This is a genomic window from Allobosea sp. P4_E12, from assembly GCF_056401655.1.
Genome location: NZ_JBFUIY010000017.1, coordinates 145,962 through 160,345, shown reverse-complemented (window position 1 = coordinate 160,345; position 14,384 = coordinate 145,962). Strand labels below are relative to the sequence as shown.

General features: G+C 65.9%; 17 protein-coding genes. 15 read left to right on the top strand and 2 right to left on the bottom strand.

The window, feature by feature from the left end:
* The 15 genes from AC1DW9_RS21980 to AC1DW9_RS21910 all read left to right on the top strand — a co-directional run.
* Positions 1-520 (top strand): aldose epimerase family protein (locus AC1DW9_RS21980; protein WP_476855179.1); only part of this gene is annotated, 520 nt, incomplete at its 5' end.
* A gap of 5 nt (positions 521-525) precedes the next feature.
* The gene (locus AC1DW9_RS21975) at positions 526-1,425 is read left to right on the top strand and encodes a PfkB family carbohydrate kinase (RefSeq protein WP_476770115.1); all 900 of its coding nucleotides are present in this window, start codon (positions 526-528) and stop codon (positions 1,423-1,425) included.
* An 89-nt stretch (positions 1,426-1,514) separates the two neighbouring features.
* On the top strand, positions 1,515-2,405 hold the full coding sequence (locus tag AC1DW9_RS21970) for an urease accessory protein UreD (protein WP_441506604.1): 891 nt from the start codon (positions 1,515-1,517) through the stop codon (positions 2,403-2,405).
* 10 nt (positions 2,406-2,415) lie between these two features.
* Positions 2,416-2,739: a hypothetical protein gene (locus tag AC1DW9_RS21965; protein WP_441506603.1), complete on the top strand. Its 324-nt coding sequence runs from the start codon at positions 2,416-2,418 to the stop codon at positions 2,737-2,739.
* Positions 2,736-3,356 carry an urease subunit gamma gene (locus AC1DW9_RS21960; protein WP_113514651.1) on the top strand — a complete coding sequence of 207 codons (621 nt, stop codon included), beginning with the start codon at positions 2,736-2,738 and terminating at the stop codon, positions 3,354-3,356. Before AC1DW9_RS21965 ends, AC1DW9_RS21960 begins: the two co-directional genes overlap by 4 nt.
* Positions 3,357-3,389: 33 nt before the next feature.
* Positions 3,390-4,217, top strand: coding sequence for a DUF1003 domain-containing protein (locus tag AC1DW9_RS21955; protein WP_441506602.1), 828 nt, complete (start codon positions 3,390-3,392; stop codon positions 4,215-4,217).
* A 41-nt stretch (positions 4,218-4,258) separates the two neighbouring features.
* Complete coding sequence (ureC, locus tag AC1DW9_RS21950; protein WP_441506601.1) at positions 4,259-5,995, top strand: urease subunit alpha; 1,737 nt, start codon at positions 4,259-4,261, stop codon at positions 5,993-5,995.
* Positions 5,996-6,128: 133 nt separating this feature from the next.
* A complete protein-coding gene (locus tag AC1DW9_RS21945; protein ID WP_441506600.1) occupies positions 6,129-7,169 on the top strand; it encodes an ABC transporter substrate-binding protein in 1,041 nt (346 codons plus the stop codon).
* Positions 7,170-7,333: 164 nt separating this feature from the next.
* Complete coding sequence (locus AC1DW9_RS21940; protein ID WP_113514657.1) at positions 7,334-7,642, top strand: putative quinol monooxygenase; 309 nt, start codon at positions 7,334-7,336, stop codon at positions 7,640-7,642.
* Positions 7,643-7,668: 26 nt separating this feature from the next.
* Positions 7,669-8,427: an urease accessory protein UreE gene (ureE, locus tag AC1DW9_RS21935; RefSeq protein WP_441506599.1), complete on the top strand. Its 759-nt coding sequence runs from the start codon at positions 7,669-7,671 to the stop codon at positions 8,425-8,427.
* Positions 8,428-8,433: 6 nt separating this feature from the next.
* Entirely contained in the window at positions 8,434-9,111 is a 678-nt protein-coding gene (locus AC1DW9_RS21930) for an urease accessory protein UreF (protein WP_441506598.1), read from the top strand.
* A complete protein-coding gene (gene ureG / locus AC1DW9_RS21925) occupies positions 9,108-9,740 on the top strand; it encodes an urease accessory protein UreG (RefSeq protein ID WP_441506597.1) in 633 nt (210 codons plus the stop codon). Before AC1DW9_RS21930 ends, ureG begins: the two co-directional genes overlap by 4 nt.
* Before the next feature lie 11 nt (positions 9,741-9,751).
* The gene (locus tag AC1DW9_RS21920) at positions 9,752-10,330 is read left to right on the top strand and encodes a HupE/UreJ family protein (protein ID WP_441506596.1); all 579 of its coding nucleotides are present in this window, start codon (positions 9,752-9,754) and stop codon (positions 10,328-10,330) included.
* Between the two features lie 39 nt (positions 10,331-10,369).
* A complete protein-coding gene (locus AC1DW9_RS21915) occupies positions 10,370-10,954 on the top strand; it encodes an ANTAR domain-containing response regulator (RefSeq protein WP_441506595.1) in 585 nt (194 codons plus the stop codon).
* Positions 10,955-11,175: 221 nt separating this feature from the next.
* Positions 11,176-12,318, top strand: coding sequence for an alpha-D-ribose 1-methylphosphonate 5-triphosphate diphosphatase (locus AC1DW9_RS21910; protein ID WP_441506594.1), 1,143 nt, complete (start codon positions 11,176-11,178; stop codon positions 12,316-12,318).
* Between the two features lie 18 nt (positions 12,319-12,336).
* Here AC1DW9_RS21910 and uxuA read toward each other — a convergent pair whose 3' ends face one another.
* Both uxuA and AC1DW9_RS21900 read right to left on the bottom strand, forming a co-directional pair.
* Positions 12,337-13,533, bottom strand: a complete 1,197-nt coding sequence (gene uxuA, locus AC1DW9_RS21905; RefSeq protein ID WP_441506593.1) for a mannonate dehydratase — start codon at positions 13,531-13,533, stop codon at positions 12,337-12,339.
* Between the two features lie 53 nt (positions 13,534-13,586).
* A complete protein-coding gene (locus AC1DW9_RS21900) occupies positions 13,587-14,336 on the bottom strand; it encodes a GntR family transcriptional regulator (RefSeq protein WP_441489175.1) in 750 nt (249 codons plus the stop codon).
* Positions 14,337-14,384: the final 48 nt, after the last annotated feature.

Below are 14,384 nucleotides of genomic sequence, written 5' to 3'. Positions count from 1 at the left end.
CTCCTATTTCAAGCTCGATGATGGTCCCGACATTCTCGACCACGAGCTCGAGGTCCGCGCCAATCTGATGACGCCGGTCGATGCCGACCTGATCCCGGACGGATCGCTCGTTCCGGTTGCCGGCACGCCCTTCGATTTTCGCAAGCCGCGCGCGGTCCGCTTCGCAAACCCCGACGGCACGCGCTTCTGGTTCGATCACGACTATGTCCTCCTCCGCGACCAGTGTGAGCCGAGCGCGCTCGCCGGGCTGACGCTCGCCCATGCCGCGATCTTGCGCTCGTTGCGCAGTGGGCTCGCGATGCAACTCTGGACGACGGAGCCGGCGCTCCAGGTCTATGACGGCTTCAAGCTCAACACTGCCGTGGCGGGGCTCGATGGCCAGCCCTATGGTCCGAATGCCGGCATCGCGCTGGAACCCCAGCACGTGCCGGACTCACCCAATCTGCCGCATTTTCCCACGACCGTGCTGCGCCCCGGCGAGGTCTACCGGCAGGTCAGCGAATATCGCTTCAGCGGTTGAAATCCATGGCCGGCGTCTTCAGTCTCGGCATCGCAACCCTCGACTATGTCTACAGCGTCGAGACCATGCCGACGCGTGGCGAGAAATATCGCTCACGCGATCTGGCGGTGGTCGGTGGCGGCTGCGCCGGCAATGCCGCGGTCGCCATCGCGCGGCTTGGCGGTCAATCCTGGCTGGCGACCCGGCTCGCGGACGATCGTGTCGGCGACGAGATCGTGGCTGAGCTCGCAGACGAGGGCGTCAATACCCGCTTTGCCTTGCGCGCCGTGGGGTTGCGCTCACCGGTTTCAGCCATTCTTGTCGATGCCGCTGGCGAACGCATGGTCGTCTCCTATTCCGATCCGGCGATGCCGGAGAGCGCCGAGTGGCTCCCGAAAACCCTGCCGGATGGGGCGAAGGCGGTGCTCGCCGATACGCGCTGGGGCGAAGGAGCGCTCGCGGCGCTGAGGCTTGCGCGCCAGGCCGGTATTCCGGGCCTGCTCGATGGCGACCGTAGGCCGCCTCATCCCGATCTCGTGGCGACCGCAAGCCATGTCGCCTTCAGCGCCCAGGCCTTGCGTGAGGTTTCGGGGGAGGAGGATCCGCGCCTTGGCCTCGCCCGGGTCGGGCAGGGTGCAGCGACCTGGCTTGCCGTCACGCTCGGCAAGGAAGGGGTGCTCTTCATCGAAAATGGCGAAGTCGCGCATCTGCCGGCCTTCGCGGTCGAGACCGTCGACACGCTTGGCGCAGGGGATGTCTGGCATGGGGCTTTTGCGCTGGCGCTGGCCGAGGAACAGGACGAGCGCAGCGCCATCCGCTTCGCCTCGGCGGCCGCTGCGATCAAATGCACGCGCTTTGGCGGTCGCGCCGGCGCGCCGACGCGCGGCGAGGTGATGCGCTTCCTGATCGAGACCGGCCCCGGCTGAAGCGGCGCCCGTGGAACGGGCAGCGCCTGCCTGAAATTTGGGCGGCGCTGACGGCGCCACCTCTTGCCCGGCGAGGCCGCAGGCGGAGAATGGCTGAAGGTTCATTCGCGCCAGGGCCTTCGATGTTCGCGCCGCCGCTTCCGGCCTCTGCCGATCCGCTGTTGCCGGCCTATGTTCGGGCCAATGGCGGCGTGCGCCTGCGTTTCGCCAGGGTCGGCGAAGTGACGCGCCGGCTCGAGCTCGCCGAGTCCGGCGGCTACCGCGCCCGCTTCCCCGACACCTTCGCCTCAACCTGCGAGGCCGTGCTGATCAACACCGGCGGCGGCATGGCCGGTGGCGACGCGATGCGGGTCGATGCCGTCATCGAGGCGCAGGCCGAGGCGGTCATCACCACGCAGGCGGCCGAGAAGATTTATCGCAGCCAGGGCGCTGACACGCGGGTCGAGACCCATCTCTCGGTTGCTGCCGGGGCGAGCCTCGCCTGGCTGCCGCAGGAGAGCATCCTGTTTTCGGGCGCTCGCCTCGCCCGGAATCTGACGATTGACCTCGCCACCGACGCCCGCCTCGTCGCCTGTGAATCGATCGTCTTCGGCCGCATCGCCATGGGCGAGACGATGCAGCGCGGTGCCATTCACGATCGCTGGCGCATCCGCCGCGACGGCCGCCTGATTTTCGCCGACGAGCTTCGCCTTGACGGCGCGGTCGCCGCCACGCTGGAGCGGCCTGCCATTGCCGCCGGGGCGCGGGCCGTCGCAACCGTGATCGCCGCCGGCCCGGAGCATCCTGCCAGGCTCGATGAGCTTCGTGCGCTGCTTGCCGAGGATCCCGCCTGTGTCAGCGTCGAGGCCGGGGCCGGGCTCGTCTCCGGCCTTCTCGTCATTCGCCTTCTCTCCCGCGATGCCCAGGCGCTCCGTCGCGCCCTCGTCATGCTGCTTCGGCATGTCACGGGGCGTGCGCTGCCGCGCACATGGTCCACGTGAGGAGAGCACCATGCTGGCGATCCAAGGCCTGAAATGCATTTATGACACCGGCTCGCGGGGCTGGGCGGTCGAGCTCGCCCTCGCCGACGAGGGGGAAACCGTCACGCGTCGCTTCGACGTCGACGGGCCTGATGATGCCGAGATGCTGATCGAGGCCTTCGAGGAATCCACCACGAGCAGCTTCGATCCCGCCACCAGCGAGATCGTCTTCGCCTATGAATACGCCGATCTCGACCTCGATGAGGACGAGGCGGAAGACGAGGACGACGAAGAGGTCGAGACCTCGGAAGACGAGTCCGAAGAGGACGAGGAAGACGAGAAGGAAAAGGCATGAACCTGACGCCGCGCGAAAAGGACAAGCTGCTCGTCGCCATGGCTGCCATGGTGGCGCGGCGAAGGCTGGAGCGCGGCGTCAAGCTCAACTATCCGGAGGCCGTTGCGCTCATCACCGATTTCGTGGTCGAGGGTGCGCGCGACGGTCGTTCTGTCGCCGAGCTGATGGAGGCAGGCGCGCATGTGATCTCGGCCGACCAGGTCATGGACGGCATCGCCGAGCTGATCCATGACGTGCAGGTCGAGGCGACCTTTCCAGACGGGACCAAGCTCGTCACCGTGCATGAGCCGATCCGCGGCTCGGCCGGGCGCCTGAAGCCCGGCGAAGTGACGACGCTACCCGGCGACCTCATTCTCAATGAAGGTCGCGAGAGCCTGATGCTCGCGGTTGCCAATACCGGTGACCGGCCGATCCAGATCGGCTCCCACTATCATTTCTTCGAGGCGAATCCCGCGCTCTCCTTCGAACGCGAGAAGGCGAGGGGCTTTCGGCTCGATATTCCGGCGGGAACGGCTGTGCGCTTCGAGCCCGGCCAGACCCGCGAGGTCAGGCTCGTGGCGCTCGGCGGCAAGCGCGAGGTCTATGGCTTCCGGCAGGAGATCATGGGTAAGCTCTAGCGAGACCGATGCCGGTGCGGGGTGAGAGTGCCGATGACCGCGATCGCAGAGAAATCGTCACAACAACTGGCCGCGAACGGAAAGAAGCGCGGGACCTGCGCCATTTCGGGTGTCGAGACCAGCCGCAAGAACCTTGTCCCGCTTGCCACGCTGCGTCCTTCCCTGGCCGAGCGCATCCAGTCCGACTTCCCGCAGCTTACCGAGCAGAGCCTGATCAGCAAGGCGGAGCTCGCGCGCTACCGCACGCGCTATGTCGAGGAAATCCTGCGTGAGGAGCATGGCGAGTACACGGAGCTCGACCGTGAAGTCGTCGAAAGCATCGCCAAGCAGGACACCATCGCGGCGAATGTCGAGGACGATTTCGAGGAGCATCGCACGGTAGGGCAGCGCCTCTCCGACGGTCTCGCCGGCTTCGGCGGCTCCTGGGCCTTCCTGATCAGCTTTGGCGTCGTGCTGGCGATCTGGATGATGATCAATGTCGTGGAAGGGATGGACAATGCCTTCGACCCCTATCCCTTCATCCTGCTGAACCTCGTCCTCTCCTGCATCGCGGCGATCCAGGCTCCGATCATCATGATGAGCCAGAAGCGGCAGGAGCAGAAGGACCGTCTGCGCTCGTTCAACGACTATCAGGTCAACCTCAAGGCCGAACTCGAGATCCGCCATCTGCACGAGAAGATCGACCATCTGATCACCCGGCAATGGCAGCGCCTGGCCGAGATCCAGCAGGTCCAGCTCGAGATGCTGCAGGAGGAGAGCCTGCGCGCTACCCGCCGCCGCAAGCCCGCGGGTGCGAAGGCCAAGACGAAGCGGCGCGCTGAGGACCGGCAGCCCAAATCGGAGCCGGATGCATCGGCCTGAGAATTGCTAACACGTCGCAAGAACCGACCAGGGACTTCGAGATGCCCTTTCCCTTTCCGCGCAATGCCTATGCCGCCATGTTCGGCCCGACGACCGGCGATACGGTGCGCCTCGGCGATACCGAACTCGTCATCAAGGTCGAGAAGGATTTCACCACCTATGGCGAGGAGGTGAAGTTCGGCGGCGGTAAGGTCATCCGCGACGGCATGGGCCAGAGCCAGGTCAGCAATGCCGCTGGTGCGGTCGATACCGTCGTCACCAACGCGCTGATCCTCGACCATTGGGGCATCGTCAAGGCCGATATCGGTATCCGGGCCGGGCGCATCTGCGCCATCGGCAAGGCCGGCAATCCAGATATCCAGAACGGGTTCGGAAACTTCAATCCGTCCGAGACCATTATTGTCGGCCCCGGAACCGAGGTCATTGCCGGCGAAGGCAAGATCATCACCGCCGGCGGCTTCGACAGCCATATCCACTATATCTGTCCGCAGCAGATCGAGGACGCGCTGATGAGCGGCCTCACCACGATGCTGGGCGGCGGCACCGGCCCGGCCCATGGCACGCTCGCGACGACCTGCACGCCCGGCCCCTGGCATCTCGGCCAGATGATCAGGGCGGCCGACGCCTTCCCGATGAACCTCGCCTTTGCCGGCAAGGGCAATGCCGCGCTGCCGGGCGCGTTGACGGAGATGATCGAGGCCGGCGCCTGCGCGCTGAAGCTGCATGAAGACTGGGGTACGACACCGGCCGCGATCGACAACTGCCTCTCCGTCGCCGACGACTACGACATCCAGGTGATGATCCACACCGACACGCTGAACGAGAGCGGTTTCGTCGAGGACACGATCGCGGCCTTCAAGGGCCGCACCATCCACGCCTTCCACACCGAGGGGGCCGGCGGCGGCCATGCGCCCGACATCATGAAGGTGGCGGGCCTGCCCAATGTGCTGCCGTCGTCGACCAATCCGACGCGGCCCTTCACGGTCAACACGCTCGACGAGCATCTCGACATGCTCATGGTCTGCCATCACCTCTCGCCCTCTATCCCCGAGGATCTCGCCTTCGCCGAAAGCCGCATCCGCAAGGAGACGATCGCGGCCGAGGACATCCTGCACGATCTCGGCGCGCTCTCGATGATGTCCTCGGATAGCCAGGCCATGGGGCGCATCGGCGAGGTCGTGACCCGGACCTGGCAGACCGCGCACAAGATGAAGGTGCAGCGCGGTCCGCTGCCACAGGACGCCGGCACCGGCGCCGATAATTTCCGCGCCAAGCGCTATGTCGCGAAATACACGATCAATCCGGCGATCGCGCATGGCATCTCGCGCCATATCGGCTCGATCGAGATCGGCAAGCTAGCCGATCTCGTGCTCTGGTCGCCGGCCTTCTTCGGCGCCAAGCCCGATCTCGTCCTCAAGGGTGGCATGATCGCGGCTGCGCCCATGGGCGATCCCAACGCATCGATTCCGACGCCGCAGCCGGTGCATTACCGCCCGATGTTCGGCGCCTTCGGCAAGGCCGTGACCACGACATCGCTGGTCTTCGTCTCGCAGGCCGCGCTGGCGAGTGGCCTCAAGTCCCGCCTCGGTACGGACAAGGAGATGGTCGCGGTCGAGAACACGCGTGGCGGCATCTCCAAGAAGAGCATGATCCACAACGACGCGACGCCCGACATCCGGATTGATCCGGAAACCTATGCGGTGGTGGCGGATGGCGAGTTGCTGGTTTGCGAACCTGCCAGCGAGCTGCCGCTGGCGCAGCGCTATTTCCTGTTCTGAGCGATTGAGTGGCGCCCGGGGCTGTGGACCGCATGGGCGCGCGCCGCTTCCGTATTGACTAGCCCGCTCGCGCATCCTTTCTTCGTCGGCAAATGAATTTGTCAGGCAGACAAGTTTGCCAGGGAGAGAGCTCGTGTCCGGTTTCCGTTTCGCTCGCCAGGCGTCGTTCTGGCTCGCCAGCGCTGCGCTTCTGGCCTCCTATCAGCCCGCTGCGGCGCAGGGGCAGGTCACAGTCTATTGCTCGATTCTCGAAGAACAGTGTCGTGAGGGCGCGACGATGTTCGAGCGCGCCACCGGCATCAAGGTCTCGATGGTGCGCAAGAGCACGGGCGAGGTCTATGCGCAGGTCAAGGCGGAAGCCTCCAATCCGCGTGGCGATGTCTGGTGGGGCGGCCCCGGTGAGCCGCATCTGCAGGCGGCGGAGGAGGGGCTGCTCGACGAGTATCGTTCGCCCAAGCTCGCCGAGCTGCATGATTGGGCACAGCGCCATGCCGAGCAGTCGAAATTCCGCACCTCCGGCATTTATCTCGGCGCGCTTGGCGTCGGCTACAACACCGAGATGCTGAAGAAGAAGGGCCTGCCCGAGCCGAAATGCTGGGCAGACCTGCTCGACCCGGCCTATCGCGACGAGGTCCAGATTGCCGACCCGAGCTCGTCCGGCACGGCTTACGTCTTCCTCGCGACCACCGTGCAGCGCCTCGGCGAGGAGAAGGGCTTCGACTATCTCAAGGCCCTGCACAAGAACATCAATCAGTACACCAAGTCCGGCATTGCACCGGTCAAGGCGACGGCGCTGGGCGAGACGGCGATCGGCATCGCCTTCATCCACGACATGCTGACGCAGAAGCTGCAGGGGGCGCCGATCCAGACCGTCGCGCCCTGCGAAGGCACGGGCTACGAGACCGGCTCGGTTTCGATCATCAAGGGCGGCAGGAATGCCGAGGCGGCGCGCCGTTTCATCGATTTCACGCTCTCGCCCGAGGCGCAGAACATCAACGCCAAGCTCAAGATCAACTCGATCCCGTCGAACAGGAACGCCGAACTCTCTCCCGACGCGCCAAAGTTCTCGGAGATCAAGCTGATCGACTACGATACACCGCGCTGGGGCAGTCCGGCCGAACGCTCGCGCCTGTTGAAGAAGTTCGACACCGAGGTGAAGGCGCGGCCACGGTAAGGGCGGCGAAATCCGGCTCCTCGCCTTCGCAAGCGCATCCCACGCATCCGGACCCTCTGCGCCATTCTGCTGCAGAGGGCGCGGCGGCTGCATCCAGCCCGCCGAAACGTGCGTATTCTCTCTGGGCGGGTGAAGCGCCCTCAGGCACGAGAGGAGAACGCGGTATGTCGGATCCGGTTATCGTCATTGCGCGGGCGCGCATCCGCCCGGAAACCCGCGCAGCCTTTGTCGCTGCGGCGCAAGACTGTATCGCCGCGACACGTCGCGAACATGGCTGTCTCGCCTATGACATGCATGAGAGCATTACGGAGCCCGGGTATTTCGTGTCGGTGGAGAGCTGGGAGCAGCGCGAGCATATCGACCGCCACCTGCAGCAGCCGCATCTTCAGGCGTTCCTCGAGATCGCGGGGGCTTGCGTCACGACGCCTCCGGTGATCGAAGTGGTCGAGCCGCGATCGGTCGATCGCCTCTGATCCATTTCGTTGTCACGGGTACCATCATGCTGCGCGCCACCTCCGTCGTCCGCAAGGCCGCGGTCAAGCAGGACAAGGTCGTCGAGACCCTGACGCTCGACCACGAGGACCGCAATCGCCGCCGCATCGCGCTGAAAGGCGATGGCGGGCGCGAGATCCTGCTCGATCTCGACAAACCGACGGTTCTGAACGATGGCGATGCCGTGAAACTCGAAGACGGCGGCCTGGTCCTGGTCAGGGCCGCTGCGCAGAGCCTGCTCGAAGTGCGGGCCGAGAACCCGCTGCGGCTGATGCGCGTCGCCTGGCATATCGGCAACCGGCACACGCCCGCGGAGATCACGGCGGACGCCATCTATATCGAGAACGACCACGTCCTCGCCGAGATGGTCCGTGGCCAGGGCTGCGCCATGAGCGTGGTCGAACGTCCGTTCCAGCCTGAGCGCGGCGCCTATGATCACGGTCACGCCCACGACCATGAACGCGGTCATGATCACGATCACGCGCATGACGCATCCTGCGGCTGCGGGCACGATCACGGCCACGGTCATCACGAGAAGGGGCACGCTCACGCCGGCCATGATCATGCTCACGATCACCATGGCCACGACCACCACGAGAACAAGCGTGATGATCACGCGAACCATGCCCACGCCCATGCGCATGCCCACGGTGCGGATTGCGGCTGTGGCCACGACCACGGCCATGGCGATCATGATCACAAGCATGACGACGGCCACCATCATGGCGCCGAACACGCGCACAAGGGTCACAAGCACGACCATTGAGGGCTGATGTCGCACGTCCATCTGCGGTTGATGGTCTGGCTTTCGCCGTCCTTCCCGGTCGGCGCTTTTGCCTATTCGCATGGGCTGGAATGGGCCTTCGAGGCCGGCGACCTCACCAATGCCGACACGCTTCGCGATTGGCTCGAGGCGCTCGTCGGCCACGGCTCCCTCCATAACGACCTCGTCCTGTTCACGTGCGCCTACAACGCCCTCGGGGCTGAGGACGGCGCGGCGCTGAGCGAGGTGGCGGAGCTGGCCCTGGCGCTGGCGAACTCCGCGGAGCGGCGGCTGGAAACGGTGACGCAGGGCAATGCGTTCGTCGCGGCCGTTCGCGCCGCCTGGCCCTGCGCGGCATTTGATCGGCTCCGCGCTGCCTGGGAGGGCGACGTCGCCTATCCCATTGCGGTCGCGTCCGCCGCCAGCGGCCATGACGTGCCGCTGCGCCCGGCCCTGGAAGCTTACAGCCTCGCCTTCGTCGCCAATCTGGTTTCGGCCTCGGTCAGGCTCGGCGTCATCGGACAGACCGACGGGCAGAGGATTACGGCTGGGCTGGTGCCGTCCTTGCATGCGGCTGCCACGCGCGCGGAAACCGCGACGCTCGCTGATCTCGGCGGCTGCGCGCTGCGCTCGGACCTTGCGTCCCTGCGCCACGAAACCCAGTATTCGAGGCTGTTCCGCTCATGACCCGCTCTCCCCACGGCCCCTTGCGCGTCGGCATCGGCGGCCCGGTCGGTTCCGGCAAGACCGCCCTGATGGAGGTGCTCTGCAAGCGCATGCGCGATCGTTACGATCTCTGCGCCATCACCAATGACATCTACACCAAGGAGGATGCGCGTCTCCTGACCGTCGCAGGGGCTCTGCCCGAGGAGCGCATCATGGGCGTCGAGACCGGCGGCTGCCCGCATACCGCGATCCGCGAGGATTGTTCGATCAACCTCGCCGCGGTCGACGAAATGCGCGGCAAATTTCCCGCGCTCGACCTGATCCTGATCGAGTCCGGCGGAGATAATCTGGCGGCGACCTTCTCGCCCGAACTCGCCGATCTGACGATCTACGTGATCGATGTCGCAGCCGGCGAGAAGATCCCGCGCAAGGGCGGCCCGGGCATCACCCGCTCGGACCTGCTCGTCATCAACAAGACCGATCTCGCTCCGCATGTTGGCGCGGATCTTGCTGTGATGGACCGGGACTCAAGAACCATGCGGGGCAAGCGACCCTTCGTCTTCACCAATACGCGGGAGGGCGAGGGCGTCGATGCGGTGGTGGATTTCATCGAGACCGTGGGCGGCCTGAAGGCGATCGCCCCGGGATAGAGGAGGCGAACATGCTGACGCGGTTGACGGGCGCCCTGGCGTCGCTCGTGACGATGATGGCGGCACCCGCCCTTGCCCATACCGGAGTGGGCTCCGTAGATGGTCTCGTTCACGGGCTGCAGCATCCGCTCACCGGGTTGGATCATGCGCTGGCGATGATCGCGGTCGGCCTCTGGGCCGGGCTCGTCGGTGGCAGGGCGCGCATCGCCTACCCCGTCACCTTCGTTTCGGCCATGGCGCTGGCCGGGCTCTGGGCGATGTCCGGCGGACCGCTTCCAGGCGCGGAGGTCGGTATCGCCTTTTCCATCGTCATCCTCGGGCTTGCCATCGCACTCAATCTCGCGCCGCCGCTCGCTGCCGGCGCCCTTGCCTGCGGGATCTTCGCGATCTTCCACGGCTTTGCCCATGGCGCCGAGATGCCGGAGGATGCCAGCGGTGTGAGCTATGCGATCGGCTTTGTGATCGCGACATCTGCCCTGCATGGAGTAGGCTTGCTTCTTGCGGGCCAGCTTGCGGTGCGGATGCCGCAGCTTGCCCGCATCGCCGGTGGTGGTTTCATTCTGGCAGGTGTCGCAATCCTGTCGGGCTGAGGACGGGCCTTATCCTCACTGCGTTAGGCGTCGTGGCTCATGACACCTGCGTTGAAAATTCTGATCGTCGACGCCAACCCGGTCCGGGCTGCCATTCTCGACGAGGGCTTGCGCGAGGCGGGCTTTACCGATCTCGTCCAAATCGGTGCGACAAACGGGCAAGTCACTAGCGTTGAGTCACATGACCCCGATGTAGTCGTGATCGATCTCGCGAGCCCCGACCATCATGCGCTGGCTGAGGCATTTTTGGTCAGCCAGCGCCCGAAGCGGCCGGTCACCCTGTTCGTCGAGCCGCCGGATCCGGCCTTGATCGAGGCGGCCGTCGAGGCAGGGGTCGCGGTCTATGCCGTCGACGGGCTGAACCGGGCGGCGCTCAAGCCGATCCTCCAGGCCTGCATCAGTCGCTTCGACGCTGCCTCGAAGCTGCGCGAGGGGCTGGACGAGGTGCGGTCGCAGCGCGACGACCGCGCGCTGATCGATCATGCCAAGGGGATCGTCATGCGCCTCAAGGGGCTCCCCGAAGCGGAGGCCTATGCCCTGATGCGCCGCACCGCGATGAACGAGAAGCGCAAGCTGGTCGACATCGCCCGTTCCATCATCACCGCGACCGAGGTCTTGAAATGATCCTGGGCCGGAGCGTCACCGTCCTGCGCCTCGCCGATGCCGCCGCTTGCTGATCGCAGTGGACGATGCCGGCTTTGCGGAAGGCCGCCCGGTCGATGACGTTGTCGCCGGTCTCGGTGCGTTGAACAAGGCCGGACGCCATCCTGACCGGCCCGCTTGTCATTCTGCCGTCATGCTGACCCGTCAAGCGCGCCCTCCCAGGGGCTGCGGCGGAGGCGGGCGTGTCACTTCATATCACGGGCGGAACAGTTCTGACCGCCGCGCTCACCCGTGCCGATCTCGTCACCGATGGATCGTCCATCGCTGCGCTCGATGCGTCTCCTCCTGCCGGCGCCTTGCGCCTGGACGCCACCGGCCTGCTCGTCCTGCCGGGCATGGTCGATTGTCATGGTGATGCCTTCGAGCGGCACATCATGCCGCGACCGCGCGTGTCGTTCGATATCGATCTCGCTCTGCGCGATGCCGATCGCGCCATGCTGAGCTGCGGTATCACCACGGCCTTCCACGGCGTCACCTGGTCCTGGGAACCCGGCCTGCGCGGAGCCGGTAATGCGCGGCGCCTGGTCGAGGCGATTGCACGGCTCGGGCCGGAACTTGGGGCCGATACCCGATTTCATTTGCGCCACGAGACCTTCAACCTCGATGCCGAGGCCGAGATTATCGAGTGGCTGCAGGCGGGGCGCGTCGGAGTGCTGGCCTTCAACGACCATACCGGCGGGATCCTCAAGGAGACGACCCGGCCGGACAAGGTCGCCAAGATGGTCGAGCGCACCGGCCTCTCACATGCCGACTTCATGGCCCTGGCGCAGAACGCCCATGACCGCGGCGACGACGTGCCGGAATCGGTCGCGCGGCTGGCGAAGGCCTCGCTGGCCGCCGGCATTCCGACGCTCTCGCATGACGACATGAGCCCGGACATGCGGCGTTGGTATCGCTCGCTCGGCGTGACCGTGGCGGAGTTCCCGATGGATGAGGCGACGGCGCGCGAGGCGGTCGCGCATGACGAGGCGACGGTGTTCGGCGCGCCCAATGTCGTACGCGGCGGTTCGCATACCGGCTGCCCGGCCGCCGAGGATATGGTCGGCAAGCGGCTCTGCACCATTCTGGCGTCGGATTACTATTATCCGGCGCTGCTGCTGGCGCCCTTCATGCTGGCGCGCAACGGCACGGCGAGCTTTCCCGAGGCCTGGAGGCTGGTTTCCGAGGCCCCGGCGGAAGCCCTTGGCCTGGCCGATCGCGGCGTCATTGCGCCGGGCAGGCGGGCGGATCTGATCATCGTCGAGGATGCGCCGCAGCCGCGCGTCGTTGCGACGATTGCTGGCGGCAAGCTGGTGCAGCTCGCCGATCAGCGTCTTCTGGCCTAAGTAGCGTCCCTGGCCTGATCAGGCGTCGTAGCCGCGCAGGCTGGTCAGGGTGGCCATCACGCCGCGCAGCTCCGCGAGGCCGCGCAGGCGGCCGACGGCCGGATAGCCCGGGAAGCTGCCCTTGCCGATATCGTCGAGCAGTTCATGGCCGTGATCGGGCCGCATCGGGATGCGCCAATGGCGCCAGCCGGCGGCCTTGCGGCGCTGCTCCTCGACCATCAGCACATCGACCAGCGCCACCATGTCGGTGTCGCCGCCGAGATGCTCTGCCTCCATGAAGGAGCCGTCCGGATCCTTGGCGACATTGCGCAGATGCGCGAACCAGATCCGGTCGGCGAAGCGCCGGGCGATTCCGGGCACGTCGTTCCCTGGGTTGGCCCCCAGCGAGCCCGAGCACAGCGTCAGGCCATTGGACGGGGTATCGACCGCACTGAGTATGAAGGCGATGTCGCTCTCGTCCGAGCAGATGCGCGGCAGGCCGAAGAGTGGGCGCGGCGGATCGTCGGGGTGAATGCACATGCGAATCCCGACCTCTTCCGCAGTCGGGATCACCGCCTCGAGGAACCGCTTCAGATTGGCGCGCAACCCGTCATGGCTCATCTCATGATAGCGCGCGAGCATGCGCTTCAGGCCGGGCACGTCATAGCGATCATAGGCGCCGGGCAGCCCGGCCATGATATTGGCGAGCAGACGGGCGCGATCGGCCTCGGTCGAGCGCTCGAACCAGGCCTTGGCCCGGTCCATCACCTCGGCAGAGTGGCCGTCGGCGGCGCCAGGTCGCTCCAGCATGAAATGGTCGAAGGCGACATATTCATGCAGGTTGAAGCGCAGCGCCGTGCCGCCGCCGGGCAGGGGGCAGGCGAGTTCGGTCCGGGTCCAGTCGAGAACCGGCATGAAGTTGTAGCAGACCACCTCGATGCCGCAGGCGGCGAGATTGCGCAGCGACTGGCGGTAGTTGACGAAGATCGGCTCGAGATCGCCTTCGCCGATCTTGACGCTTTCATGGATCGGCAGGCTCTCGACCACGGACCAGCGCAGGCCGAGGCTCTTGTCCTTTTCGATGATCGCCTTGCGCGCCTCGATCTCCTCGACGCTCCAGACGACGCCATAGGGAATCTGATGCAGCGCGTTGACGATGCCTTGCGCGCCCGCCTGCCGTGCCTGGGCGAGCGTCACCACATCGTCCGGCCCGAACCAGCGCCAAGTTTGTTCCATCGTCGCGTTCCTTCCTTGTCGTTTCTTGTCGTGATGCAGAGAATGCGGCCGGCTCAGGCCTTGCGGATCGGGGTGTTGGCGACGAAGGCGTCAACATGATTGCGCGCGATCGCCTCGATGGCGTCGAACACCGTGCGCAGATGCGCCCGCATTGCCGTCTCGGCGCCGAGCACGTCGCCGGCGCTGACCTTCGCGGCGATCTCGCGATGCTGGTCCATGATCATGCCGGGCCAGGACGCGGCCTCGAGCGACAGGCAGCGCACGCGGTCAAGCTGCGCCTTGACGCCTTCGATCAGGCCCCAGACCGAGGGGTGGCCCGATAGCCGCGAGAGCTCGGCATGGAAGGCCTCGTCAGCACGGAAGAAATTGACGCGATCGCCCACTGCGAGCGCCTGTTCCTGCTGGGTGATCAGCCGTTCCAGCGCGGCGCGCCCGGCATCGTCGATCCGCTGCGCGGCCAGCGTGACAGTGCGGCATTCCAAGGTTTCGCGCACGAACTGGCTGTCATAGACTGCCGCCAGATCGATCGGCGCGACGAAGGTGCCGACCTGCGGCACGACCACCAGGAAACCTTCGTCGACCAGTCGCTTGAAGGCCTCGCGCACGGGCGTGCGGCTGACCCCGAACTGGACGGCCATCCGCGCTTCCGACATCGCCTCGCCCGGCAGGAGCACCGCGTTGAGGACGTCGTCCCGCAAGGCGCGGTGAATCTGGTCTGTGCTTTGTCGTGCCGCTGCGCTGCCCATTGCCAAGCTCTGGTCCACTAGTATACTAGGATACCGGGCAATCCGAGGCGGCGTCAACGTGAACTTCGCCGAGGCTGATGCCGAAAGGTGTCTAAGAATCCAAAA